Source organism: Nostoc sp. (assembly GCF_036918245.1).
In the GTDB taxonomy this organism is placed as follows: Bacteria; Cyanobacteriota; Cyanobacteriia; order Cyanobacteriales; family Nostocaceae; genus Nostoc.
Genome location: NZ_JBALEF010000046.1, coordinates 1 through 26,107, shown reverse-complemented (window position 1 = coordinate 26,107; position 26,107 = coordinate 1). Strand labels below are relative to the sequence as shown.

Sequence of the window (26,107 nt, the reverse complement as noted above, 5' to 3'; positions counted from 1 at the left end):
AATAATAGCAACCTTAAACTAAATAAAGTCTTACAGGATAAGTGTTTACCACACGTTGTTATATCAACAAGTAAAGATTGAGTTATCTAAGGGTTAATAAAATATATTTAGTTTGATGTAATCAGAATGGTAGTATTTATTAAGAGCAAATTTATCCATGACCGAAACATAAAAGGATACAGAGCAACTAAATTTATTTATGAGCTTGTTAATTTTTAATTTTTAATTCGGAGCGAAGCGACGTGACTGCTGCTGTCTTTATAGAAAATGTCTACAAGTTTTACAACAATGTACCTGTAGTCAATGACCTGTCATTCCAAATTGAAGCGGGAGAGATATTTGCTCTACTTGGCCCGAACGGTGCGGGTAAATCAACCACAATTCGGATGCTGACTACACTCACCAAACCCTCCCAAGGACGCATAGAAGTAGGTGGATATAATGTGATGAGTCAGCCAATATTGGCAAAACAGAGTATTGGCGTAGTCTTGCAACAAGTCAGTGTGGATAACGATTTAACCGTCTGGGAAAATATGGAACTGCACGGGAGACTACATCACATTAGTAACCCGCAGCGACAAAAATTGATAAATCAATGGCTAGAATATGTTGAGCTAGCAGAAAGACGGGGTGATTTGGTAAAAACCCTGTCTGGGGGTATGAAACGACGGTTGCAAATTGCCAGAGCTTTATTGCATCAACCGCAAATTTTGTTTCTGGATGAACCAACGGTAGGACTAGACCCCCAAACCAGGCGACGCCTTTGGGAAATTATTCGGGATTTGAATAAACAAGGGATGACGATGCTACTTACGACCCATTATATGGATGAGGTCGAATTTTTGTGCAATGCCTTTGGCTCTGCCAAGCCAGGACGCATCGGTATTATGGATAACGGTAAGCTGATTTCTTTGGGAACTTTACAACAGCTGCGTTCTGCTCACGGTGAAGGTTTGGTAATGAAACAATTAGGTGTGTCTAATATGGGAAGTGATGGCGCTCGTAACTGGGAATATCTGTTTTTTCCATCCTTGGAAGCAGCAAATATTTACTTGAATGAACAGCCCGATAAAACCGGAATGATGGTGCGTCCCTCTAATCTGGAAGATATTTTTGTGGAATTAACGGGACGCCAGTTAGATTAACCTCATCCTCCTAACTGCCGCAGCATGGCTTCTACCCTTTCTACGCCATTTGAGTCATTGCGCCGCTTGTACAAGTCACGGGCTTTCTGAAGCAAGCTGTTTGCTTGTTTGGCTTGTCGTCGCTGTTTATACATCGAACCCATCAATTCATAAGTCTGGGCATTATTTTTATCCAAGTCGATTGCTTGTTGGTATGCCCAGGTAGCAGCATTATAGTCTCCCATACGCGATTGCGTCACAGCCAATCCTAAATAGGCGTTGACGTTGTTACGGTTCAGCTGTATGGCACGACGATAACCTTCCTTTGCCCCACGTGTGTCGCCCAAATTGGCTTTGATGTAACCCACAGCATAGTAAAAATCACTATTGTTAGGGTTGATAGCGATCGCCCGACGATAAGCTGTTAATGCTGCCTGGTAATTTCCCTGTTGAGCGTATAAATACCCAATACCTGAATGAATTTTAGCATTCTTGGGATCTATACTAGCTGCTTGCTGATAAACAGCGATCGCACCACCATAATCCCCGGCATTCACTAACCTCCGTCCTTCCTCCAGTAATTGCTTTAACTCTGGGTTTTTGGCCTGGGCCACTAATACCTGAGCCTGAGCTACTGAAGGTATGGTCAAAGTAAAACATCCTAGTAACACCACACTAAACACGAATGATGTTGGCTTGTACACAGTAAATTTCCTGAAATTTTAGAGGACTTTTTTCTTGTACATTAAAACAAAAATATGGACTTTTGAAAACTGTATTTCTTCGTATTGATTAAGATGTTAATAGTTCATTCTCCTTTCCTTTACATTTAGCAGTACATAACAGAGTTTTTACTGAAGGATGAAGTGTAAGCGATCGAGGAGCAGGTGAAAGTACCCTACATATAAACCAGTACTATAGCAAAACAACACATTTTTTAATCAGTACTTATACGTATTATCCAGAAAACCTAAACAGGCATTTGACTTAATCCTAGATTCTGATGCAGCAAGCTTATAGGCTTTGACATTTATTCCTATTTTTATTTCATAATTTGCTGACTCTGTATCCAATTTTTTTGACATTTTTAATCCTTGATACTACCCTTTGAGAAGTTATCATCCAGGCATTTACATCCTTTTATGGTCATTCAAAGGTAAGATAAATCTAAACTGTAAAATCTTCCATTAATCTGTTTAGGACAACACTAAATCCAAAGCGCAATCTAAAATTGTGTGAGAGGATGTTTATCAAACCTGTATTCTGTAATAATAGTTACAATTGTTAAAATATTTATCAAAATACTTTAATAATAAATATCAAGATATATCCCATATAGGAGGTTAATTTATGATTATAACTACCACTGATGTAATTCAAGGAGCCGTGATTGAGTCATATTTAGGCATTGTGACAGCAGAAGTAGTCTACGGCAGCAATTTTTTGCGAGATTTTTTGGCTGGGATTCGAGATATTATTGGTGGACGCACTGGTAGCTATGAGCGTCTATTTGAGCAGGGTCAACGCAAGGCATTAGAAGAATTAGAACAACGCGCACAACGTTTAGGAGCAAACGCTGTAATCGGGATTGAAATTGATACTGGCACAATAAATCTTGACCAGTCAGGAGTTCTTTTGCTGATTACTGCCACAGGCACTGCTGTGAGGATGCGTTAGTTTTTGATGATTTTTACTTTTGACATTCATTACAAAGCTTTAGTTAGATTAAGTCTAATGGCATACATCGTTAAAGCTGGTTTCTGATAGCTAGTTAATAGTTATATTTTAAGTTAAGAGTTTTTAAATGGGAATTTTAGAAAAAATACATAAATAAACACTAAATTATATTAAAAATTGTTAAACAAAGTTTATTTTTTCTGGCTAAAGATAGACCTATTAAATCTTTCTATTGATAGAGACTAAAACAGAACATTTAGTTATTTAATTTGAAGCATAAAGATGAATATACCCGAGCAGGAACTTTGCTGAAACAGCACTGGAGAACATAAGCGATGTCATACGTAAATCGGACAGGCAATGACGTTATATCTACTGATACTGGGGTAGCAGGTAGAGTAGCTGAATATCATGATCGTGTTCGCTGGGGGCCAATTATTGCTGGTTTGTTGGTTTCTTTGGCTACACAATTAATTTTGAGTTCTATCATTGCTGCGGTTGCGGCAGGCACAGTTGCGGGTTCAGGTGCACCTAGAACAATTGCCCCTAACGCTGCCGGTAATGCGGGGCTTTGGTCAACTATCGCTTTACTAATTTCCCTATTTACTGGTGGTTGGGTTACAGCGCGTGCTTGTGGCCCGATGAACCGCAATACAGCTCTTCTTAACGGCGCAATTCTTTGGGCAACGACTTTGGCAGTTAGCTCATGGCTTTTAGCAAGCGGAGTATCTGGTGCTTTTGGTGTTGCTGCTTCTAACGCAGGGGAAGTCATAAACCAGGTACAACAGCAAGGTGGTGTTAATGTACCACAAGCAAACATAAGTGCCCAACAAGCTCGTGAAACGGCAGCTAATATACGTTCGGGATTGTGGTGGTTTGTGTTTGGTTCTTTGTTGGGTTTAATAGCCTCAATGATTGGAGCCGTAACTGGCGCTCGTAGTCCTCGGACAAACACTTACAATGCTTAAATAATTATTTGAAAAATCAAATATTATTTATTTTTAAATAAAAGCACCTTGAAAAAGGTGCTTTTAATTTCTTATTTAAGGTTGGCGTTTGTAGCATCCAATTAATTTTGCTGTTGCCAAAATGTTTGTTCGAGTGCATCAGGGTCATTAACTGGCAATTAATACTATGCTTTCTGTTGCGAAGTACTTAAAAGGTTCTTGCTCCAATATTAGACTTTAGGCAAAATTGCTTATCTGTGAATATCGCGCTTCTAAGAAACATTTCTATTTTTTAAAAGCGCGATATTTTTATGGTTATTTTTTCTAAGTAAATGCAACTAAAATTTTACTACTGCAAATCACCATTTCAGATATGAACCTTCAATGCCCTGCTCACGTCGAATTTTGCCATCTTTTTCAAACCAGGCAATTACTTGCTGTGCTGTCAAATCTTCAATATCAACACCGTACTCTTGAGCAATATGCTTCAAAAGCTTCAGTGATGAAATTGTCAATCTTGTTAAAAACTTTTCTGGGGAAGACAACAAGGCAGCATCTACTTTTGCTGACTCTTCTAGAGTTAAAAATTGTGCTGATGGTTGCTGTGGTGGTACATCCATAAATGCTATCTCAAACTTAGTTGATTATTGATAATAGGTAGTTGCTATTCAGCTATTATCCATTACCACGGCTAGATGTAAACCGAGTTTATCTATAATAATTTTACTGGCGAATTTGTACTAAATAGCCACAACGGTGTTCGCCATCAATAATCCAGTGGGTGCGTTCTACGGTACAATCAGGTAAGACGGCAGCAAACATTTCTAATTCGTGACCACAAATGCTGGGGAAAGACTCGGCAACGTTAGAAATGGCGCAGTTATGCTCCATTAAGATAAAGCGATCGCTCTCAAAGCAGTCATTGACATCAACAGGGTGATACTCAGCCATGAAGCCTTCCGCTTTTCTCAACTCTACTAAGTTGGCTACACGTTCTCGCAGTGAACCGCTACCCACGCGATCGCGATATTCTAGGGCTTTGCGCTGCCACTGTTTCTCTAAAATCGATTTAAATTGGTCGTGTCCCATCGTTTCGGCTAAGGTGTCTAGCAGCGAAACCGCAAAATTTCCGTGGCCATCACCAAAACGATCGCTCATTGTTCGATGCAAGCGATCGCGTCCTTGACGACTCAGTTTATAAAGGTGCTGCGGACGCCCCATCCCCGCCGCCTGCACTGATGTCGAATACAAAACTAGCTCCTCCGTCTCCAAATCTTTGAGATGGCGACGAATCGCTTGCGGGGTAACGTCTAAAAGTTCAGCTAGCTCCAAAGCCGTTGCTTTTTCATGTTTGTGCAGATATTCTAGGATATCTTGCTTGGTTGAGGACTGGTGGGTAGTCGCCATCTTCTGGTGCGAGACGTTCAGCGAACGCCCCAAAAATTTCTTTGAAAATTTGACTTTGACAACATTGTTGTTGTTAATCTAGCGTAAAATGAAGATAGGTTAAACAACAATGAAGTTGTTTTAGTCTCCACCACTATTCTAACAGCCGTGTAACCATTCCGTAACGTGAGATGGGAATCGGCTAAAGAAAAGTCCGACTCCCATCCTTATAGAGATTCAAGTTCCGAACACGAGAGATTATTACTGATGAGTGCCACTGTCAAAACCTTAGTCAACCAACCCTACAAGTACGGCTTTATCACCGATATTGAGGCCGACACAATTGAGCGTGGACTAGACGAGGACGTTATCCGCTTGATATCCTCTAAGAAGAACGAGCCACAGTTCATGCTGGACTTTCGCCTCAGAGCTTATCGCCAGTGGCAAAAAATGACGGAACCAACTTGGCCTAATGTCAAGTATCCGCCAATCAATTATCAGGATATCATTTATTACTCAGCGCCAAAACGCAAGAAAGAAAAACTAAACAGCTTGGATGAAGTTGATCCAACCCTTTTAGAAACCTTCGAGAAGTTAGGCATTTCCCTATCTGAACAGAAGCGACTGGCAAATGTCGCTGTCGATGCAATTTTCGATAGCGTTTCTGTCGCCACTACATTTAAAGAAAAGCTAGCGGAAGACGGCGTTATTTTCTGTTCGTTTTCGGAAGCGTTGCAGGAACACCCAGAACTAATCAAAAAATACCTGGGTAGCGTCGTTCCCATCGCTGATAACTACTTTGCCGCTTTGAACGCCGCCGTATTTAGCGATGGTTCCTTTGTCTACATTCCTAAAGGCGTTAAATGCCCAATGGAACTGTCTACCTACTTCCGCATCAACTCTGGTGATACGGGACAATTTGAGCGGACTTTGATTGTCGCCGAAGAAGGTAGTTATGTTTCTTACCTCGAAGGTTGCACCGCACCGATGTATGACAGCAATCAGTTGCACGCTGCTGTTGTGGAACTCGTCGCCCTCGACAACGCCGAAATTAAATACTCCACCGTCCAAAACTGGTACGCTGGAGATGCTAATGGTAAAGGCGGTATTTACAACTTTGTCACCAAGCGCGGTTTGTGTCAGGGCGTAAATTCCAAGATTTCCTGGACTCAAGTAGAAACAGGTTCGGCAATTACTTGGAAATATCCTAGCTGTGTGTTGGTGGGTGATAACTCTGTGGGTGAGTTTTACTCGGTGGCGCTAACAAATCATCAGCAGCAAGCCGATACGGGCAGTAAGATGATTCACGTTGGTAAGAACACCCGCAGCACAATTATTTCTAAAGGAATCTCCGCAGGTAAATCCAGTAATAGTTATCGGGGTTTGGTGAAAGTCAACCCGACGGCAAAAGGGGCGAGAAATTATTCTCAGTGCGACTCAATGCTGATTGGGGATAATGCCCATGCGAATACTTTCCCTTATATCCAAGTGCAAAATAACGGTGCAAAGGTAGAGCATGAAGCTTCTACTTCCAAGATTGGGGAAGATCAGTTATTCTACTTTGCTCAACGGGGTATTTCTTCAGAAGATGCCATTTCGATGATGATTAGTGGCTTCTGTAAGGATGTTTTCAATCAGCTACCGATGGAGTTTGCTGTGGAAGCTGATAAGTTGTTGAGTTTGAAGTTGGAAGGGAGTGTTGGATAGCGTTTGTAGTCATCACTTTATTCCTGTCAAATCGCTAGAAACCGAAAAAATTAACGCTTGTAGTCAGCACTTTAGCGCTAGAGGAAAGCGCTAAAGTGGCTACTACGAACCAAAAAAGAAGAGAGAGAACATGATTATTGAAAATAGTGAAATTGTGCTGTCAGTAAGGAATCTGACGGCTAATGTTGATGGAACACCGATTCTTAAAGGTGTGAATCTTGAGGTGCGATCGGGTGAAATTCATGCAATTATGGGGCCGAATGGTTCTGGTAAGAGTACCTTTTCTAAGGTGTTGGCTGGGCATCCGGCGTATGAGGTGACTGGCGGGGAGGTGATTTTTCAAGGACAAAATCTGTTGGAGTTGGAACCGGAAGAACGCGCCAGAAGTGGTGTATTTTTGGCGTTTCAGTATCCGTTAGAAATTCCGGGTGTGAGCAATTTAGATTTCTTGCGGGTGGCGTACAATTCCCGGCGTAAGGCGCAAGGTTTAGAGGAAATAGACGCTTTTGATTTTGACGATTTGATTGAGGAAAAGTTGGATGTGGTGAAGATGAATCCCAGTTTCCTCAGTCGCAGTTTGAATGAAGGGTTTTCTGGTGGTGAGAAGAAGCGGAATGAAATTCTGCAAATGGCCCTACTAGAACCAAAGTTGGGAATTTTGGATGAAACTGATTCGGGTTTGGATATTGACGCGCTCAGAATTGTGGCCAATGGGGTAAATCAACTGGCAAATCCAGAAAATTCTACAATTTTGATTACCCACTACCAACGGTTACTCGATTATATTGTGCCTGATTTTGTGCATGTGATGGCACAGGGGCGGATTATTACGAGTGGTGGTAAAGAACTGGCGCTGGAATTAGAGTCTCGCGGTTATGACTGGGTGCTAGAAGAATTTGCAGCTGAGGTGGGTGTGTAATGAGTATTCAAGTATCTCCTAGTCCAGTTCCGAATTCAAATACAGTCAGTTTGACATCAATGTTAGATAGAGATGATTATCTGACTGGGTTGTTAAATCAAGTAACTGCAACTAAAACAGAAGGTTGGTTGCAGGAATTACGCCAAAGTGCTGCTAATTGGGTACGTCACTCGATTATCCCAACTACCCGTGAGGAAGAATGGCGATTTACTGATTTGTCGTCTCTGCGAAAGCTGCAATTTAATCTAGAGACGGTAAATTATGCGTCTTTAGAATTTGATATTTTGCCAGAAGCGGCTAATAGTCGTTTGGTATTTGTTAATGGCGTTTATGCGCCGGAGTTATCCGCAGTTACAGATTTACCATCTGGAATTGTGGTGAGTAATTTGGCTAGCTTCCCTGCGGTTGAGCAGCAAGCTGTACAGCAGTATTTAGCTCAAGCTGAGGGAGCGCAGGAAGTTTTTACCGCTCTCAACACGGCTGGGATAACTGATGCAGCTGTGGTGTGGGTGAAGAAGAATGTGGTAGTTGAAACGCCAATTCATCTGGTATTTATTTCGGTTGTGGGTGAGACGGCGACGATTTCGCAGCCACGTTGTTTGGTGGTGGCGGAAAGTGGTTCGCAGGTGACGTTGGTTGAAGAGTATACGAACCACCAAGGTGCAGAGAAAGAGAGAGTATATTTCACCAATTCGGTTACGGAAATTTGGGTTGGTGACAATGCCCAAGTGAGTCACACTAGGGTTGAGCGAGAAGGTGCAGAGGCTTTTCATATTGGTAAAACTGCGATCGCACAAGCTCGTGATAGCCGATATACTTGTCATGCCATAACTTTAGGTGCAAAGTTGTCACGGCACAATTTAGAAATTTTGCAAACTGGTGAGCAGACACAAACTACTCTCAATGGGTTGACGATAATTTCTGGTAAGCAGTTGTCTGATACTCACAGTGCGATCGCACTCAATTATCCTCACGGTACAAGTGACCAATTGCATAAATGTATTGTAGGCGATCGCGCTCATGCGGTGTTCAATGGTAAAGTTTTTGTACCCAAACCAGCGCAGTTGACAAATGCAGCCCAGTTGAATCGCAATTTACTGCTATCATCTAAAGCCAGAGTTGATACCAAACCCCAATTGGAAATTACGGCGGATAATGTAAAGTGCGCCCACGGTGCTACCGTTAGCCAATTGGAAGATGATGAAATATTTTATCTGCAAAGTCGGGGAATTGATGAAAACGATGCTCGGAAGTTGTTAATTAACGCCTTTGGGGCTGAAGTCATCAACAAAATACCAGTTCCTTCTCTGCGAGAAATCCTTTTAAACACAGTCAATAATCTCAAGTCCCTGACTAATGAGTAATAACTAATCTACCAATGACTTTCACCTCTACCAAAACCCTTGCTGATAAAGTTCGCGCTGACTTCCCGATATTGCATCAGGAAATCAACGGGAAACCCCTGGTTTATCTCGATAATGCTGCGACATCACAAAAGCCTTTGTTGGTGTTAAATACCCTACGGGATTATTACGAACACTATAATGCTAACGTGCATCGAGGTGCCCATTCCCTGAGCGCTAAAGCTACTGATGCTTATGAAGGTGCGCGAGATAAAGTTGCCAAATTCATTAATGCTGCATCCCGTCAGGAAATCGTCTACACCCGAAACGCAAGCGAAGCGATTAACCTAGTAGCCTATAGCTGGGGAATGAATAATTTGCAGCCTGGGGATGAAATTATTCTGTCGGTGATGGAACACCACAGTAATATTGTGCCTTGGCAATTGGTAGCACAAAAAACGGGTGCAGTACTGAAGTTCGTGGAACTGACACCAGAAGAAACTTTTGATTTGTCACAGTTTAAAAAGCTGATTTCCGACAAAACAAAGTTGGTGTCGGTGGTGCATATTTCTAATACTTTGGGTTGCATTAACCCAGTGGAAGAAATTGGTACGATCGCTCACCAATACGGTGCTAAATTTTTAGTTGATGCTTGCCAAAGTGTTCCCCACTACCCCATTGATGTACAGAAAATAGATTGTGACTGGTTAGTAGCTTCCGGTCATAAAATGTGTGCGCCAACTGGGATAGGATTTCTGTATGGCAAGTTGGAATTGTTAGAATCAATGCCACCATTCTTTGGTGGTGGTGAGATGATTGCAGAGGTATACTTAGACCATTCCACCTATGCAGAATTACCGCATAAATTTGAAGCTGGTACACCTGCAATTGGAGAAGCGATCGCACTTGGTGCTGCGATCGATTATCTTAGCAGTATTGGCATGGATAAAATCCACGCCTACGAAGCAGAATTAACAGCTTATTTGTTCCAGCAATTAGAGCAAATTCCCCAAATACGGATTTACGGCCCCAAACCAAATGCTAAAGGGGAAGGTAGAGCCGCTCTTGCGTCATTTACAGCCGGGGAAGTGCACGCCAACGACTTATCTACATTATTAGATCAAGAAGGTGTTGCTATCCGTTCTGGACACCACTGTACTCAACCATTACACCGCTACTTAGGTCTTGCTGCAACCGCACGAGCAAGTCTATCTTTCTACAACACCCGCGAAGAAATTGATATTTTCATCAAAGCACTGAAAGAAACCCTGGAGTTTTTTGCGGGTTTCCTTGCTTAAAGTTACAAAATATTCAGATCCTAATTGTGCCGATTATCAGCAAAATAACTTGCTAATAATTGGCACAATTTAATTATTTGGCTATTTTAGAGGACCAACTAAAGTGTCATATAGTGACTTTAATTTATATATAGTTAGAAAAACCTTTAGCTTAACAGAACGTGAGTTCGATAGAACTAAAAAATGGCAGGAGGTAGTGCAGGCAAATCTTTTGGGTAAATGTCAGGTCAATAGATAATCTTAGCAGAAGCAGAGACATAAATTGGTTTGCCTTTAAGATCGGCAAGAATTTTAATTGCTGAGTTGGGATGTGCAATAAAACACTAGGGGTCTTTCTTGAAAATTGCTGTAACTGTGGCTATGACATTCACAGCATCTATGCCATAAATCATAAAGAAATCTACCGTACCCCCATCAACAATTGAGTACCACTGAGAACCTAGAGACCACTCATTTTAATAGTTATATCTAAACTATAGTCTTTGTAAATACCAGTGGCGTAGGCGCAGCCCGCACTTCTCTACGAGACGCTGCGCGAATGGCACAGTGACCATCGTAGACATCGCTTAGTAAAATCCACGGTGTTCCGCTTGTGCTATCTAGTTTGTACTAAAGTTAGCTTTATTCAACCGAGAATTACTAGTTGACGGTTGGTTGCTGTTAGTACAAGCAGCAATGACGCTGCTATTAATTCAGATAGAAGCGTATTGAATAAAACTATGGCGACTAAGGCGATGAATTGTTGTTGATGAGGATGATAACGGATTCATAAAACAGTATGATGCTCTCTCCTATCTGCCGTTGTAGCTGAATCTAAATGTACATTCTAGAATCAACTTTTGATTCACTAGCGAATAGGGCTGAATTTCTAAAGCACGTTGAAAAGCTCGGATAGCTTGACCATACTCTCCTATTGCTGCATAACATAAGCCCATACCATGAAGCGCCCCAAAATGTATTGGATTTATCTGTACAACCATCTGACAATCTGCCAGAGATTTTTGATAATCGCCAATACTGTAATAGAGGAAAGCTCGACGATTCCAAGCTTCGGCAAAATCTGGCTGGTCTTTAATTAATGCTGTCAGCGCTGTTTCAGCTTCAGCAATTTCACCTGCATCCAGTAACTTTTGACTGCGGTCAATTATTTCCAGCCCATAGATTCCCTTTTGCTGAAACCAGATCCGCCAGATTTTTCTGGTTGCCTTGTCGCGCACTGTGGCATCCGGGTTTTTCAACTCTTCAAGTAAGGAATTGATAAATAAAGAATCCATGAATTTGAGATCAGTGAATATACCTTTGTATTAACTTTCTCACAAAAGATATCGATTAAATCATTTTTAAAGTTATCTTTAAATTAGCCGTGATTAATCGCTAATTATGAAATTTTTGTGTGATTTATTATGTTCAACAATACGACTAATACCACACTAGATATTTATAATCATAAAAATAAAAACTGATTAGAGTAGCTAACAGATCCCTTTGGCGACATCAATATGCTAGAACTGCAAGATGCACTAGACAAAGGTTGTTTGCAGGTAGATGGCAAGATTATGAAACCAGGCGGTAATTTGGTTATCAACAAAGCCGCAGTTGAGCCAGTTTGGTATTTCCCAGGAATTACTAAGCGCTTTGACATTGCAGAATCACAGTTGCTTTGCCCGTAAAGAATGTGTCACCAGAGTGGAAGATATGGGCTTCTAAGAATTAATGCCGAATATGTTGTATTGGTTTTTCACAAATTGTCTTAGTGGCTAACATACTCTTTATTAGAACCTAAATTTATCTGCTTACTCGCTGCACCAGAAACTATAAAGAGTCTTGTAATGTACATTACATTCTGATGTGGCACTGTATGCTTCTGTCATTGATGACCATTTGAATGAACATGGATTAAGTCCTGGGTTGTGAGATACAGGCACGGCGGGCTACGCCTAAGCTTATATATGTAGCACAAAATAAGCTGATTACTCATCAAATCCAGTTATTAACCTAATACTGCACAAATCATTAGTTAATAAATTTTACTTCATCAAATTTGGAAGTATTCTTAAATAAATGCATACTAAATACATCACATTGATACACTAACTTCATATAAAATAGTCATTAATTTTCTCAGTTATTCCATAATCATCTACTATAATGTTGGATACTTCAATTCCCCGCTTATAACGATAAATTTACATAGTAGGTACTAATGCTACAACCGACTATCGGACAATTAGAAACAGAAATCTCACAGCGAATCATAAATTTATATAATGATAGACTAGGGAAATCTCCTAGCCAAATCATTTGTCATTTTTTTGATACTGAAATCGTAATTTCTATAGAAAACTCTGTTACCCAAGCTGAACAAACTTTACTGAAAGGAGGTTATGATACTTTAGGTGAACAAGTACGATTATATTTAGACAAAATAATTAAACCAGATTTAAAAAATTTGATTGAGGAAATTATTGGTCAACCTGTCCTCTACCTGATGACAAACACAAATTTAATAACAGGTCGTACTGGGATTGTTGTAATTCTCAAGGAATTACCTGAATTTCGTAATCCCGAATCTATTCCCAAGATAAATGTTAGGAATTTAGCTGACTGATGTGGCGACTGATTACCACTTCTAATTGATTAAAATCATAGGGTTTAGTAATGCAATCATCAAATACGGTGAGCATCGTGGAGCGATCATCTTGTACCGTTGTTAAAGGTGTGACTGCAATGATTGGAATGGTAGCAGTTTTTGAGTCATGTTTGAGATCGTCAATGACTTGGTTCGCACTCAAATTAGATAGCTTCATATCTAGCAGGATTAAATCTGGTTGATGAGTTTGTGCCAACATCACAGCCCTCACCCCTTGTTTGGTACAAATACATGAAAAATTTAATATTTCTAGATGAGAATTAAGTAGCTCTAAATCATGTAAACTCTGTTCTACAACCAAAATTAAAGGCTGTCTATTCATAAGCAGTTAGTCCTGTCCAAGAAAAGCTAGGCATAAAAATTCCAACCATCAGGAAAACCTGAAAGTCTTTGTTTCTAGTAAATGTTTAATTAAACCTACGAGAGTATCTTCAGACGACCAACTAAGGCATAAAAATGAATAGGTTAGTGTATACTTCATTCGGTTATCCATCGGCGCTAAATTTTAGGAAATAACATAGCAAAGCAGTCATAAGATCAAGCAAATAGTAGCATAAGTGATGTATGTAATTGCCAGGATTGACTATAAAGATCGGTATTTTATGATAAGTAGGGGATACTTAAAGTACTTGAAGTTACAGATTTACCATTAGCCAGGAGTGCCAAAATTGCGTAGGCATCGCCTTTGTGACATTACCATAAATTAATTAAGTATATTTAACCATCAAGTAACTGACGTGCATAAGCGATCGCCTCTGTTGGTGTTGAAAGTTTCCCCTCTGCTTGTGCTACGCCAATTTCAGTTAGCAGTTGACCGATGATTGGCGAAGCTGGAATATCTAACGCTACGATCAACTCCTTCCCGCTTACTAGTGGAGTGGGATGAGCGATCGCATCATCAGGGTTGAGGTAGCGGTTGATCAAAGGTGCTAAGACTTGGTAGCTCATTGCTTTAGTTTCCACTGCTGTGTGTAGTGGCTTGTCACCAGATATTGCCTCTACCAAATTATTAATTGCTACAGCTAGCACTGCCGTAGCCGGGAACACAATATCTGCCTCATGAAACAAAAAGTATTGTTCCCGCAAGGACATATCAACTACTTGAAATTGCGGTAACAGTTTCAGAGCAGTAGTTACACCTCGGATTTCTGCACGACTATAAGTTAGTTCCTGTAGCTCTATTTCTGCTAATTCTGGATTCGGGTTGACAAGACAAGCAAGTTTGGCAATACCTAGCCAAGTAGTTTTAATACTATCGCGGACATATTCTTGCAGTTGTGCCCCTAGTTGTTGCCACTTTTCTGTGAGTAAGGCAGCTGCTGTGTCAACTGCTGCTAGTTTGAGCAAGCTTTCACGGGTGGCATTTTTGAAGAAAGGGGCAAGTAAACCATCTTCCCAAACCGTTGTAATCCAAGGAGTACCCTGGGAATTTGCCAGTAGATAGCCAATTTCTACCCGAACTCGTTCGGCTGCAACTTTGCTGATATGTGATGCCAAAGAACGAATTGCGGCTTGGGTAGCTGGCTCAATAGTAAAACCTAGTTGGGCGGCTTGGCGATAACCTCGGATTAACCGCAAAGGGTCATCTTCTAAGTTCGCGGGTGATACCATTCGCAAAATACCCTGTTGTAAGTCTAAATAACCTTGTAGAGGATCGATAATTTCTTGTGTATGGGGATTATAAGCGATCGCATTTACCGTAAAGTCCCGTCTGTGCAAATCAACTTCTAAACTATCTCCTTCCTGTTGGGCAAAGTCAGCTGTGGCGTGGGGAAAAACCACACGAGCAATTTGTCGTTTTGCATCGAGTAACACAAAACCAGCTTTGTAATGATGAGCGATCGCTCTCGCTACCTTTACCGCCTTAAATGGTATAACAAAATCTAGATCCAGATATTCGCGAGTTCTGCCAAGGATCGCATCTCGGACAGCGCCACCTACCATGTAAGCGGGTTGTGGCAGGAATTCCAAACTAAAAGGCCAATTTTCGGGAGCTAGGGTAGAAGGAATTGATTCACGCATTGTAATAAAAATCAACCCAGCAACTCATGAATAACAGTTGGGCTTAAGTTAGATTAACAATAAAGGCCCCTGGAGTTGGTTCTATTATGTGTATTTGCGTGAATTGCCACTATGTAGACAGCTGTGTTACCTATCATGCCGTAGAAGGGCAGCACCAACAGCCTCACTTGACTGAAACACCAGATTTTGATCCAAATGAACCTTCTATCAATGTCAACATTCGGACTCAAGATGATGTAATTGAAATGGAATGGGATGTTGTTGGTTGTCTGAGCTTTAAGCGGGAAACAGGTAAGTGGTCGAAATTGCGTCCTGGTGAATTAGTGCCGACTTGATAGAAAATGATTGGTGTATCTTACAGCTATTTTCAGGTAAATAGACCACGCGGTAGGGGCACAGCATTGCTGTACCCTTACTACAGATGTGCTTCAAATACATGATTTCTGCTGTAATGAGATTTTGTCCATCAACAGATCGCGAATTCATGATACAGAAAAGAGATGTCAGCAAAGCGATCGCAGAAGATAAAAAAGCCAGCCAAGAGAAAACAGCATGACCAACGCACAGCGACTAGACCATGTAGAAGATGAACTCGAAACTGTTAAGCGATTGCTAGTGTCTACTGCTAGCTACGCAGAATCAGCAAACAGGCGGCTTGATGAGTTGACCATAAAACAAGACCGTACCCAATCTCATCTTCATGAGTTAACCATAAAACAAGACCGTACTCAATCTCATCTTGATGAGTTGACCATAAAACAAGACCGTACTCAATCTCACCTTGATGAGTTGACTATAAAACAAGACCGTACTCAATCTCACCTCGATCAACTAGAGGTACGTATTGACCGGGTAGGGGGAAAGGTTGACCAACTTTCTGATAAGGTTGATAGTTTTATCACTCACACGCAACGCCTATTTACAAAGGCAGGCAGTGAGATAGAGGAAACAAAGGCACGAACTGAGCGATTAGAAGCACTCATGCTAAAGCTTGACCGAAACTTTGAGGAACAAAAATCTCAGTTTCAGGAGTTTCAACTTACCACGGGTGCTGCCTTGGAGCGAATTGACCGAGTTTTGGACTATCTATTGAGACAGCAAGGCGGTAATCCAAATCTCCCATCCTAGCCGCGATCGCTATTAGAGAGTGAACAGCATTTGACTGATTGTTACTCAGTAGTTTATTCAATTAATAACCGTTATGTTATATGCTTGAATAAATCATATTAACTCTATAAAAATAGATATTTTAAGTAACTTTGACAACGAAACTAGAAGACTTTGCAATAAATAAATACGCCTTAGTACTACACACCACCACTCCCGAATTAGGACTAGCAATTAGTAATTTTGCGGGCGAAACTCGCTCTCAAATTTGGAACTTAGGGCGTGATTTATCTAGCTTACTACATCCATATTTAATTGAATTTATCAAACCGCAAACTTGGGCAGATTTGTCCTTTATCGCAGTTGCAAAAGGACCTGGGGGCTTTACGGGAACTCGGATTGGTGTAGTGACTGCTCGTACTTTAGGGCAACAGTTAGATATTCCTGTATTTGCAATTTCAACTTTGGCTGCGGTAGCTTGGTCAGAAGCAGGCAAAAGTCAAAATCCAAAAACTATTGCTGTGGAAATGCCAGCACAACGAGGTCAAATTTTCGCTGCTATTTATCAGTTTGAGCCAGATAATTCTAAACTAAAAGTGTATTTGTCAGATAGAGTGTTGACACCAGAAGTATGGCAGGAAACTTTAGCAAATTGGAACACTGATTATCAGTTGATTCAAGCCCAATCTGGATTAGCAGCAACGGTGACAAGTATTTTGGAATTAGCTAATCTCGATTGGCAAGAGGGCAAATTTCCTAATTGGTCAGAGGCTTTACCATATTATGGGCAACATCCAGTACAGGGTGCGTAATGCTTCTAAACTAGTTATTAGATAACTAGTTTAGAAGCATTACATTACTTAATCACACTGTAGTAAAGTTACTGAATGCAAAAAAAGAATTAGTTGCTACATTCTAATTAAATAGAAAAGGTTTACTAGAATGTAGACCTTTTTTTTGTTATTAGGAGATATAAATTGAATAGCAACAATGATAAAGGTGAACTAACTTTAGCTATAGGACTGCTAATAATATCTTTAGGAATTTTAGGCATTGGCACAACTTTACCTAAAAAAACTACAGAAGGGATGACTATCTGTAATGCAAAAGTTGGTGATACTGGATATATGCAAGGATTGATTACCGATATATCCAAAGAAGCAGGGAAACTTAGCATTCAGTTAACAGAAGGCACTGCTGGTTGTAATGGCTTATTATTAGCAGCATCAAGTAATTCTGTCAATTTAAAAGTCGGAAATAGAATTAAAGTCAAAGTTAAAGTTGTCGGAGACGGCATGTATAACTTAATAAATCAAGCAGAAATAGACCCAACAGTAGTTGATACATTGGGTAATACAGAAGAAACTATTAAATTAGAACTTACTTTTAGTAGTAAACCTGAATTATATGGCAGTGATAAATATGCCGTAATTACAGTTAATACTAATGAGGGGAGACTCAAACTAAAAATTGATAAAGAGAAATTAAGTCAAATCAGATTAAACCAACCAGGAAGTCTTACTTACTATGCCTCTACAAAAGTAGTAAGCAGTGTAGATTACTAACTAGGGAACAGGGGACAGTTTAAGAACACTTCCCGTAGAGAAAGTGTGAAAACTATACTCTATTCTTTAATACTATCCCCATTCCATTCTAATTTATTGTATTAATTCTGTCCCCTGTTCCCCGTACCCTGTAACCCTCTTATGCTCTTTACTGGAATTCTACTTGGCGCTTTCTCAGGTATAATACTTAGTTTAGTACCTGGATTTAATATTGGTTTTGCTTTTATTTTTGCCACTACAATTGAAGACTCCTACTTTGCAGTAGGTTTAATCTTGGGTATAGATTCCACTGCATCTATAATGCGGCATTTAAATATGCTTAATTCAATAATCGAAGAAGATGAAAACAAGTTGTGTAAAACTGACCCAAGTTTAATATTAACCTCACTAGTTGGAGAAATGAGTGGTAAGTTCTTTGGTAGCTTCGTTAGTATTGGCTTGTTAATATTCTTACAAGGAAGTCTATTAAAATTAGATGGAGTGGGAAAAAGTTTTTCCTTATTCATGGTACTAATTGTATGGACTTTACTAATAATGTTCAAGTGTAAAAACCAAAAATTAGGAATACTTAGTCTATTGTGCTCAGGCTTACTAGCAATATTAACTATCAATTTACCAATAGACCAACCAATGTTTGTGTTAACTAGCTGTATGTTTAGTAGTAACTTGTTAAAAACATTTACAGAAAAAACTAGTACTATCAAGAATCCCAAAATTAGTTCATTTCATGATGGAGTAGAAATAGCTGGGGGATTATTTGCTGGATGTTTATCATCTATATTATGGGGTTTACCCACATCTGTTGTGTGTAAATCTATTGAAGAAAAATATGATAAGCCTCATACTATTGTTAGCAGAAAAAGCTTTGCTGATGGCGTAAGCGGCGTATTAGGACTAACAATATTTTTTACTATTCAAGGTAGCAAAAGCCCCCTAGCTAGTAATATTAGTAATTTCAATAGCCAAATCCAATTCAATGATATTGAAAATATTGGGATAATTGGAATTAGTTTTAGTTTGTCCTTAATTGGCTATTTAATATTCAACAATATTATGAATATTTATATAACCATTTACAATAAAATCCCAGCGATCGCAAGCAAAGGAGTCTTGATGTTAACAGGGGTTGCTTTAATCTATATGAGCAATGGCTGGTGTATACCATTACTTATTGCTAGCCTCTTGTTAAGCAAACTAATTAGATTAGCCGAGGCTCCAAAAGAACTAAACTTAGGCGCATTAAGCATTCTACCAATGATGGCATTGTTCTAAAACAGCCACAGCCAAACTGGGAGAGTAACCAACAATACTATAGCCCCAGTAGCTAAGGCAGTAACTGCCAGATCGCGATCAAGATTGAATGTCTCAGCAATTACCAGTGTGGCGAAAGCTGGAGGCATAGCCATTTGGAGCACGATTATCTTTGCTATGGGCCCAGTTAATCCAAACAGTGGTAAGATGCTGCCCAATATCAAGGGAACTAGCAGCATTTTGATTCCCAAGCTCATCCCTGCTTGTGGTAGGCTACCCCAAGATTTGAGCAGCGCCAGTCGCATTCCAATTAATACCAGGGATAAAGTTACACTACTCCAAGCAAATTTCTCCAGGCAAAATTCCACGACTGTGGGAATTGTCACCTGCCGAAACAGCAAGCCAAATCCGAAACCCCACAGGGCAGGATTAATTAAGATAGACCTAGCAATTTGCCAATGATTATGGATACCACCGCCAAAACGCGCTGCTAGTAACACACCCAAGCCATAAGCTCCTGGGAATGAACCTAGCAAATCGTAAAATAACGCCCAAGCAAAGTATTCCTTGCCTACCATTGCTAAGGTAATCGGAAAGCCAAGATAACCTGTATTACCCAACATTGCTGCTAATATCAAGCTAGCCTGAGTTGGTGATTGGGGGACGGTATTTCTAAAATAGGCTTGTGCTTTAATCCCTAAGTAAGCTAAAAATGCTCCTAGAAAAATGGCGAGGTAAGCGATCGCAGGTGCAATCCAAATTTGCCCTGATAAACTAGATTGACGCAAAAAAGATACTATGCTTATGGGTACTCCCACCCAAAAAAGAAACAGTCCTAAACGTGTAGGAACTGTAACAGGTAGTTTGCGTCCCAAAATAAAACCTACCAGGACTAATCCTCCCAGCTTGACGTATAGTTCTAAAAGGTTTGTCAAGATTGCGCCTAAGAACCACAGATGTAAAATGCTACCTGTTACGTATACTTTTGTCCAGTGCAAAATCTGTTATGGCTATTCCACAAAAACAGGAGTTTACCCTTGAATAAGGCAGGGTTTTCTGGAAAACCGCAAAACTCATCGAATGATCTTGGTGATGATATTCCAGTGGCTGTACGCGATACCCCTGTTGCAGCACCTAAAATTTGGTTGCAACCCCGAATTGTGCTGATTGGGGGAGTAATGGGATTTGTTCTGCTGGCTTTAATTAGCGGTTTTTTGTTTTTCGTTACTGCACCCAAAAAAACCGCTGATTCTCAACTTTTACCAGCTACTTCTACTCCTACAACTCCAAATCCGACAGCATCTAATAATTCCAGCGATACTGTGTTAGGGCATTTTCCATATCCAGAAGCCCCTGAATCAGAACTAGTAACCATCTCCGCAAATAGGGGCATTAGAATGCGAAAAGCTGCTGCCCAAAAGTTTGAGGAGATGGTAGCAGCAGCCCGGAGTGCAGGTGTAATTTTAGTACCAATTTCTGGCTTTCGCTCATTCAAAGACCAGGAAGAGTTGTTTTTTGCTGTCGGCGCCCAGCGAAATCAAACGCCAGCAGAACGAGCTGCCCTCAGCGCTCCTCCTGGTCATAGCGAACATCACACAGGTTATGCTGTGGATGTTGGAGACGGAGCAGTACCAGCAACTAATCTTCAAACTAACTTTGACAATACCAAGGCTTATCGGTGGCTGCAAGCAAATGCAGCGCGTTTCAGCTTTGAAATGTCTTTTCCCAAAGATAATGTTCAAGGTGTGAGTTATGAGCCTTGGCACTGGCGTTTTGTAGGCGATCGCAATAGTTTAGAAATGTTCTACAAAGCCAGAAACTTGAAACCCGCTAAGATATCGCCATAGGAGACAGCAGTCAAAATAATTCGGTCAGGAGTAATTAGTTTTACTCTCTTTTTGCTAATGGAGGCTGAAGAACTAGTTCTGTAAGAACTGGACAATAGTATTCAGCAATTTTCTTAGCGATCGCATCTGGTCGGGAAATTTTATCTAGATTGCAAAGTAAAATCACGGTAATTTTGTCATCAATAAAGCGGGTAATGTTACTTGCGAATCCTAGTATCGAACCATTATGACCAACTACTCGGCGATCGTCATAATTCAATACCTACCAACCTAATCCTGCAACATACCTTAACTTTTCCCAATCATCGCCCTGATTTGGAAAATGAGGAGTCCAGATCAAATCAAGGGTTGATTGTTTTAACAGAGTTGCACCACAAAGCGCCTGTTCCCATTTCACCATATCTTCCACACTGGAAAGTTGACCTCCAGCAGAATAGGTAACAGAAGGACTGTAGTAAGGTTTGTTAACGAGTTTGCTGTTTGTCAACCGATAGCCAGCAGATCGGTGTGGCACTATGTCACTGGGATTATTCATCACAGTTGCATTCATTCTCAAAGGAGCAAAAATGCGCTCTTGCAACAAATCTCCATAAGATTGTCCAGTTACCTTTTCTAGGATCAAACCCAATAGATAGTAGCCTGTGTTGTCATAGGCGCTAAACTCACCCGGTTGGAACTTGAGGGGTAGGTGAGTAACTAGAGCCAAAATTTCAGATTTCGATAAATTAAGATAGGTAATTTCCCAGTAGTTTGAGGCATCGGTATAGCTGGGAATTCCAGACTGATGAGACAAAATATGCCCGATTGTAAAATTTTGCCATGTTATGGGTAGATGATCGAGATAGTCTGCGATCGCATCTTCTAGCGAAATTATCCCTTGTTCCACGAGTATCATTATGGCTGTAGCAGTGAAAGTTTTACCGATAGACGCAATCTCATAAACTGTGTGTTCAGTGGCTGGAACAGAGTGTTCAACATTTGCCAGTCCATAGCCCTTAACTAAAACAGGTTCACCTTCCTGTACTAGTGCAACAGAAAGCCCCGGAATCTGATTTTGAGTCATTACAGCTCGAATATAGTCGTCAATCATAATTGACCTGATTTTTGTTTAGCGATGTGGAGATGAGGGAGCAGAGGAGCAGAGGGGAAGTTGCACTAAGTACAGTTTTGCGTAAAAGCGTAGCGTTTTTAATGCAAGCCGCTGCATTAACAAGGCAAGCCGACGTATTAACAATGCAAGCCGCTGCATTAACAATGTAAGCCGACACATTAACAAGGCAAGCCGCCGCATTAACAATGCAAGCCGACGCATTGGCATTGTAGGATATTGCCTTTCTTTAATTCGCTATGAATTAATGAAATGCTGTACTAAGTCTCTGCCCAATGCCCAATACCCAATGCCTAATGCCTTCTGAGAATTAAAAGAACGAACCGCAAAGGACGCATTCGCGTAGCGTCTCGTCAGAGAAGAGCGCAAAGTATAAGAGTTCATTAGGGGTGTAAGGGTTTAAGGGTTTAAGGGTGTAAGGTGAAGTCCTTTGGATTGAAACCCCGGACAACACGGTTGCCCCAAGGGGCAGGGCTAAAGCACTCATGCGGGTGGTTGGGGCTAGTTCTTCCCCCCCTACCACCATGCAACCCCTACACCCCCACACCCGCCCCAACGGGGCTTGGTAAAGAAGAGAAATTTAAAACTGATTCATCTATCAAAATTAATGGGATAAACTAGAAACTTTTACACTGTATATCTGTTTGACTTTTGAATGCGTGACTTTTGACTTCCGCCCTGCGGTACTAATCTGCAGTGCCATGTCCTGAACTTTGAGTTTTAGCATCAGATGGGTCAGGCTGAGGTTTTTGATACTTACCTGGATATTTGTGCTGAAAATAAGCTTCTAGTACTTGTAAAACCATCGGCCCGCAAATAGTACCGCCATGTTCGCCAGTATTTTCCCCAAAGGCCACAACTACAATTTCTGGCTTATTACTGGGCGCATAAGCACCAAACCATGTATGATTTGGGCGACCAACACCAGCTTCAGCTGTGCCACTCTTGCCGGACGCTGGGGCAATTGTCGGCACGTCCAAGCGCTTACCAGTGCCTTCACTCACCACCTTCCGCAGTCCGTCGCGGAGAACTTTGATAGTTGTCGGCTTCATATTTAAGGATTCTCGCCAACTTTTTGCTTCTTCGTTATCTTTAAGCAAATGTGGCTGAACTCGATACCCACCATTAGCAGGGACAGAAAACATAATCGCCGATTGCAGAGGTGTCACTTGCAAAGCGCCTTGACCAATTGACATATTAATGGTGTCGCCTACAGTCCAAGGTATCTTCCAAGCTTTCTGCTTCCATGTTTCATCTGGAACCAAGCCTACTGATTCTTCATCACGAAATTCAATACCAGTTCTTTGACCAAACCCGTATTTGCGACTCCATTTGATTAAAGTTGGGCCGCCAACTTTTCTGCCAACTTGATAGAAGAAAGTATCACTACTCATAGCGATCGCTCTGGGAAATCCTAATGGCCCAAATCCAGCGTGGTTCCACTCACCAAATGTCACCCCACCCACGGTAAGAGAACCAAAGGTTTGTAGTATTGAGTCAGGAGAAAATTCACCTGATTCCAGTCCAGCTGTTGTAGTGACAATTTTGAAAGTACTGGCGGGTGGAAAAGCACTCAGGGCACGATTAACCAAGGGATGATCTTTACCTTGCACGCTTTCCCAATCTTTCTGGGAGAGTTTTTGTTTGGAAAAGATATTTGGGTCAAAGGTGGGGTAAGATACCAACGCTAAAACAGCACCATTATTTGGATCGAGTGCTGCGATCGCGCCTCGATGATTTCCCAAAGCTTTTTCGGCTGCCTTTTGCACATCCAAATCTATGGTTAGGTGCAAATCATTACCAGCTTTTGCCTGTTTCTCCCCTATAACCCGGATTGGTCTACCCGCACCATCCACTTCTACTTGCTGACCGCCCCATTCGCCCCGTAGAGCTTTCTCATAAGCCTTTTCCACACCCATCTGACCGATTACATCTCCCAGTCGGTAGCCTAACTCCTTCTTGCCCTTTAACTGGTCGGCGGTCAACTCCCTTGTATAACCTAATACGTGTGCAAGTTCCTTGCCGTGGGGATAATAACGTACAGAGTCTGTATTAATTTCCACTTCTGGGAGTTCATTTTTATACTCCTTTAATGCCGTGATTTCTGCTTCATTTAAATCGCGAGCAACCCGGATGAGTGAAGAAGAATTAGCACCTGCTTGTTCTAATTTCTTTTCCATCTCATCTTGGGGAATGTTGAGAATTTGCGCTAGACGCGGCCCGACTACAGACCAGGAAGGCTTAGTATGTGCCATCGGCCACAAGTATACAGAGCTAGGATAGCGAGTACTGGCTAAAAGTTTGCCATTCCGGTCAAAAATATTACCCCGTTCTGGTTGTTTGGGAATCATCCGAATTCGGTTTGCTTCGGCTCGTTCCCGGAGTTTTGGCCCTTCAACTATTTGCAAGTAAGCCAAACGAGCCTCAATCCCAGTGGTCATTAATAGGGTAAATACGATTAAAAATATTGATTGGAAACCACGTCCAACTGTACGTGTATCTTTTTTACTGCCAAGTGATGGTAATAAAGACATAAGTATTAATTCAAAATTTAAAATTCAAAATGACTAAACGCAATTCCGGCCAGCCTTTTAGCAATTGGTAATATGCAATTTTAATGCATGTTAAATCAATCAAAGAATATCTAATTACTAAAATTGGTATATAAATTTACTTTAACCTCCTGATCAGTATTGAGTATGAAAGAATCGAGCGAGTATATTCTTGAACAATTGTTTTTGGCGGATACAATAAACCAAAGTGTCAAATATAGTCTGCCCAAAAGACTAGAGCAATTGACAAAATAACGTAAAATCACGGCATTCTACTGAGGATTATGGCTCAAATTGTCATGCAAAATCAGAGGGGGATAACAAGTTTTCAGCCACTTGATGTTGAACTGCGTAACGTCTTCAAGTTTTTTAACCAAGAACCAGCAGTAAATGGCATTGATTTGGATGTCAGACAAGGAGAATTTTTTAGTATTTTAGGCCCCTCCGGTTGTGGTAAAACAACAACACTGCGCTTAATTGCTGGGTTTGAAATTGCTGACGCTGGTAAGGTGTTTATTCAGGGTCAGTCCATGACTAATGTGCCCCCTTACCGCCGACCCGTCAATACTGTATTTCAAAGTTACGCTCTATTTAACCACCTGAATGTCTGGAATAACATCGCCTTTGGACTGCGGTTAAAAAAAATACCCAAATCGAAAATTGAAGCTAGAGTCCAAGAAGCTTTAAAACTCGTGAAAATGGAAAGTTTGCGATCGCGCTTTCCCAATCAACTTTCTGGTGGTCAACAGCAGCGAGTAGCTTTAGCAAGGGCTTTAGTCAACCATCCCACCGTCGTCCTACTAGATGAACCTTTAGGGGCGTTAGATTTAAAACTACGTAAAGAAATGCAGGTTGAGTTATCAAATTTACACAAAGACTTGGGGTTAACCTTTGTGATGGTGACACACGACCAAGAAGAAGCATTGTCTTTGAGCGATCGCATTGCCGTAATGAATCAAGGCAAAATTGAACAAGTTGGCACTCCCAGCCAAATTTACGAACGTCCCTGTACATCCTTTGTTGCTGATTTTATTGGTGATACTAATTTATTCAGTGGTGAAATCGTCGCGGTAGACTCCTCTAATATTAAAATTTCAACAAAAATGGGACTATCAATTGTTATTAGCCGCGCTGAAGATACACCAACTGAATTATCACAAGCTGTAGTAGTGAGTGTGCGTCCAGAAAAAATACAGCTTTCGCTTTATCCACCTAATTTGCCAGCTAACTGCTTTGAAGGACGACTTGTCAACGTTATGTATTTGGGCACACATGTTAATTATGTTGTGGAATTAACAAATGGCGTTAGCATTAATGTGTTGCAACCTAATATTTTGGGCATTTTACCAGACCGCGACACGCCTATTTACGCCTGGTGGGCAGAAACTGATTGTTTAGCTATTAGTCAATAGTCAATGGTCATCTAAAGTGGCGGTAAACCAGTACAACCTCATGGAAAAAGAGGACAGCCGCCCCACTAGCAACATAACGTTACAGTTGCAAAAAAAACGTAAGGATTCAGGTCTAATATTTAGGAAGCAGTGATGGCCGAGACAGATAATTATTAGAATTAGCCAGCAGTGCTTGTGCAAAAAAGTCAATCA

At 40.9% G+C, this 26,107-nt stretch carries 25 protein-coding genes and 1 pseudogene; 16 read left to right on the top strand and 10 right to left on the bottom strand.

Translation table 11 applies throughout. The features are described 5' to 3' along the window. The first annotated feature begins 242 nt into the window (after positions 1-242). Positions 243-1,145: an ABC transporter ATP-binding protein gene (locus V7L12_RS12525; RefSeq protein WP_335084554.1), complete on the top strand. Its 903-nt coding sequence runs from the start codon at positions 243-245 to the stop codon at positions 1,143-1,145. A gap of 2 nt (positions 1,146-1,147) precedes the next feature. Here V7L12_RS12525 and V7L12_RS12520 read toward each other — a convergent pair whose 3' ends face one another. Next, entirely contained in the window at positions 1,148-1,828 is a 681-nt protein-coding gene (locus V7L12_RS12520; protein WP_335084553.1) for a tetratricopeptide repeat protein, read from the bottom strand. Positions 1,829-2,474: 646 nt separating this feature from the next. On the opposite strand from V7L12_RS12520, the gene V7L12_RS12515 reads away from it, so the two are divergent. Beyond that, a complete protein-coding gene (locus V7L12_RS12515; protein ID WP_100900674.1) occupies positions 2,475-2,801 on the top strand; it encodes a YbjQ family protein in 327 nt (108 codons plus the stop codon). Between the two features lie 335 nt (positions 2,802-3,136). Next, complete coding sequence (locus V7L12_RS12510; RefSeq protein ID WP_292867784.1) at positions 3,137-3,769, top strand: hypothetical protein; 633 nt, start codon at positions 3,137-3,139, stop codon at positions 3,767-3,769. A gap of 338 nt (positions 3,770-4,107) precedes the next feature. On the opposite strand, the gene V7L12_RS12505 is transcribed toward V7L12_RS12510, so the two are convergent. Next, the gene (locus V7L12_RS12505; protein ID WP_292867787.1) at positions 4,108-4,368 is read right to left on the bottom strand and encodes a hypothetical protein; all 261 of its coding nucleotides are present in this window, start codon (positions 4,366-4,368) and stop codon (positions 4,108-4,110) included. A 103-nt stretch (positions 4,369-4,471) separates the two neighbouring features. Then, positions 4,472-5,155: an iron-sulfur cluster biosynthesis transcriptional regulator SufR gene (gene sufR, locus V7L12_RS12500; RefSeq protein WP_335084552.1), complete on the bottom strand. Its 684-nt coding sequence runs from the start codon at positions 5,153-5,155 to the stop codon at positions 4,472-4,474. Positions 5,156-5,401: 246 nt separating this feature from the next. Here sufR and sufB point away from each other — a divergent pair, with 246 nt between their 5' ends. From sufB to V7L12_RS12480, 4 genes are all read left to right on the top strand, one after another. After that, complete coding sequence (sufB, locus tag V7L12_RS12495) at positions 5,402-6,841, top strand: Fe-S cluster assembly protein SufB (RefSeq protein ID WP_335084551.1); 1,440 nt, start codon at positions 5,402-5,404, stop codon at positions 6,839-6,841. Between the two features lie 130 nt (positions 6,842-6,971). Further along, positions 6,972-7,760, top strand: coding sequence for a Fe-S cluster assembly ATPase SufC (gene sufC, locus V7L12_RS12490; RefSeq protein ID WP_335084550.1), 789 nt, complete (start codon positions 6,972-6,974; stop codon positions 7,758-7,760). Then, a complete protein-coding gene (gene sufD, locus V7L12_RS12485; RefSeq protein ID WP_335084549.1) occupies positions 7,760-9,124 on the top strand; it encodes a Fe-S cluster assembly protein SufD in 1,365 nt (454 codons plus the stop codon). The genes sufC and sufD overlap by 1 nt, the downstream gene beginning before the upstream one ends. A gap of 14 nt (positions 9,125-9,138) precedes the next feature. Beyond that, positions 9,139-10,401 (top strand): cysteine desulfurase, encoded by a 1,263-nt coding sequence (locus V7L12_RS12480; protein ID WP_335084548.1) that lies wholly within the window; start codon positions 9,139-9,141, stop codon positions 10,399-10,401. A 791-nt stretch (positions 10,402-11,192) separates the two neighbouring features. Here the strand turns inward: V7L12_RS12480 and V7L12_RS12475 are convergent. Next, positions 11,193-11,675 carry a tetratricopeptide repeat protein gene (locus tag V7L12_RS12475; protein WP_335084547.1) on the bottom strand — a complete coding sequence of 161 codons (483 nt, stop codon included), beginning with the start codon at positions 11,673-11,675 and terminating at the stop codon, positions 11,193-11,195. A 219-nt stretch (positions 11,676-11,894) separates the two neighbouring features. Here V7L12_RS12475 and V7L12_RS12470 point away from each other — a divergent pair. Both V7L12_RS12470 and V7L12_RS12465 read left to right on the top strand, forming a co-directional pair. Further along, positions 11,895-12,059 (top strand): annotated as a pseudogene (locus V7L12_RS12470) (GTP cyclohydrolase II); the annotation flags it as partial. A 545-nt stretch (positions 12,060-12,604) separates the two neighbouring features. After that, entirely contained in the window at positions 12,605-13,009 is a 405-nt protein-coding gene (locus V7L12_RS12465) for a DUF2294 domain-containing protein (protein WP_335084546.1), read from the top strand. Here V7L12_RS12465 and V7L12_RS12460 read toward each other — a convergent pair. Both V7L12_RS12460 and V7L12_RS12455 read right to left on the bottom strand, forming a co-directional pair. Next, a complete protein-coding gene (locus V7L12_RS12460; RefSeq protein ID WP_335084545.1) occupies positions 12,990-13,373 on the bottom strand; it encodes a response regulator in 384 nt (127 codons plus the stop codon). The genes V7L12_RS12465 and V7L12_RS12460 overlap by 20 nt on opposite strands. A 395-nt stretch (positions 13,374-13,768) precedes the next feature. Beyond that, the gene (locus V7L12_RS12455; RefSeq protein WP_335084544.1) at positions 13,769-15,073 is read right to left on the bottom strand and encodes a CCA tRNA nucleotidyltransferase; all 1,305 of its coding nucleotides are present in this window, start codon (positions 15,071-15,073) and stop codon (positions 13,769-13,771) included. A gap of 86 nt (positions 15,074-15,159) precedes the next feature. Here V7L12_RS12455 and V7L12_RS12450 point away from each other — a divergent pair, with 86 nt between their 5' ends. The 5 genes from V7L12_RS12450 to V7L12_RS12430 all read left to right on the top strand — a co-directional run bounded on the left by V7L12_RS12450 (position 15,160) and on the right by V7L12_RS12430 (position 19,017). Continuing rightward, the gene (locus V7L12_RS12450) at positions 15,160-15,408 is read left to right on the top strand and encodes a Ycf34 family protein (RefSeq protein WP_069074638.1); all 249 of its coding nucleotides are present in this window, start codon (positions 15,160-15,162) and stop codon (positions 15,406-15,408) included. Between the two features lie 217 nt (positions 15,409-15,625). Then, complete coding sequence (locus V7L12_RS12445) at positions 15,626-16,201, top strand: 6-aminohexanoate hydrolase (RefSeq protein WP_335084543.1); 576 nt, start codon at positions 15,626-15,628, stop codon at positions 16,199-16,201. Positions 16,202-16,332: 131 nt separating this feature from the next. Continuing rightward, positions 16,333-16,992 carry a tRNA (adenosine(37)-N6)-threonylcarbamoyltransferase complex dimerization subunit type 1 TsaB gene (tsaB, locus tag V7L12_RS12440; protein WP_335084542.1) on the top strand — a complete coding sequence of 220 codons (660 nt, stop codon included), beginning with the start codon at positions 16,333-16,335 and terminating at the stop codon, positions 16,990-16,992. 165 nt (positions 16,993-17,157) lie between these two features. Continuing rightward, complete coding sequence (locus V7L12_RS12435) at positions 17,158-17,745, top strand: hypothetical protein (RefSeq protein ID WP_335084541.1); 588 nt, start codon at positions 17,158-17,160, stop codon at positions 17,743-17,745. A gap of 141 nt (positions 17,746-17,886) precedes the next feature. Continuing rightward, positions 17,887-19,017 (top strand): hypothetical protein, encoded by a 1,131-nt coding sequence (locus tag V7L12_RS12430; protein WP_335084540.1) that lies wholly within the window; start codon positions 17,887-17,889, stop codon positions 19,015-19,017. On the opposite strand, the gene V7L12_RS12425 is transcribed toward V7L12_RS12430, so the two are convergent. Continuing rightward, the gene (locus tag V7L12_RS12425; protein ID WP_335084539.1) at positions 19,014-19,931 is read right to left on the bottom strand and encodes an AEC family transporter; all 918 of its coding nucleotides are present in this window, start codon (positions 19,929-19,931) and stop codon (positions 19,014-19,016) included. The two genes, V7L12_RS12430 and V7L12_RS12425, sit on opposite strands and share 4 nt — an antisense overlap. Before the next feature lie 102 nt (positions 19,932-20,033). On the opposite strand from V7L12_RS12425, the gene V7L12_RS12420 reads away from it, so the two are divergent. Then, positions 20,034-20,843 (top strand): M15 family metallopeptidase, encoded by an 810-nt coding sequence (locus V7L12_RS12420; protein ID WP_335084538.1) that lies wholly within the window; start codon positions 20,034-20,036, stop codon positions 20,841-20,843. 40 nt (positions 20,844-20,883) lie between these two features. On the opposite strand, the gene V7L12_RS12415 is transcribed toward V7L12_RS12420, so the two are convergent. The 3 genes from V7L12_RS12415 to mrdA form a co-directional block, all read right to left on the bottom strand. Then, the gene (locus tag V7L12_RS12415) at positions 20,884-21,102 is read right to left on the bottom strand and encodes a hypothetical protein (protein WP_335084537.1); all 219 of its coding nucleotides are present in this window, start codon (positions 21,100-21,102) and stop codon (positions 20,884-20,886) included. A gap of 3 nt (positions 21,103-21,105) precedes the next feature. Continuing rightward, positions 21,106-21,933, bottom strand: coding sequence for a serine hydrolase domain-containing protein (locus V7L12_RS12410; protein ID WP_335084536.1), 828 nt, complete (start codon positions 21,931-21,933; stop codon positions 21,106-21,108). A 704-nt stretch (positions 21,934-22,637) separates the two neighbouring features. Further along, a complete protein-coding gene (gene mrdA, locus V7L12_RS12405) occupies positions 22,638-24,485 on the bottom strand; it encodes a penicillin-binding protein 2 (RefSeq protein ID WP_335084535.1) in 1,848 nt (615 codons plus the stop codon). 302 nt (positions 24,486-24,787) lie between these two features. Between mrdA and V7L12_RS12400 the strand changes: the two genes are divergently transcribed. Further along, positions 24,788-25,915 carry an ABC transporter ATP-binding protein gene (locus V7L12_RS12400; RefSeq protein WP_335084534.1) on the top strand — a complete coding sequence of 376 codons (1,128 nt, stop codon included), beginning with the start codon at positions 24,788-24,790 and terminating at the stop codon, positions 25,913-25,915. Positions 25,916-26,107: the final 192 nt, after the last annotated feature.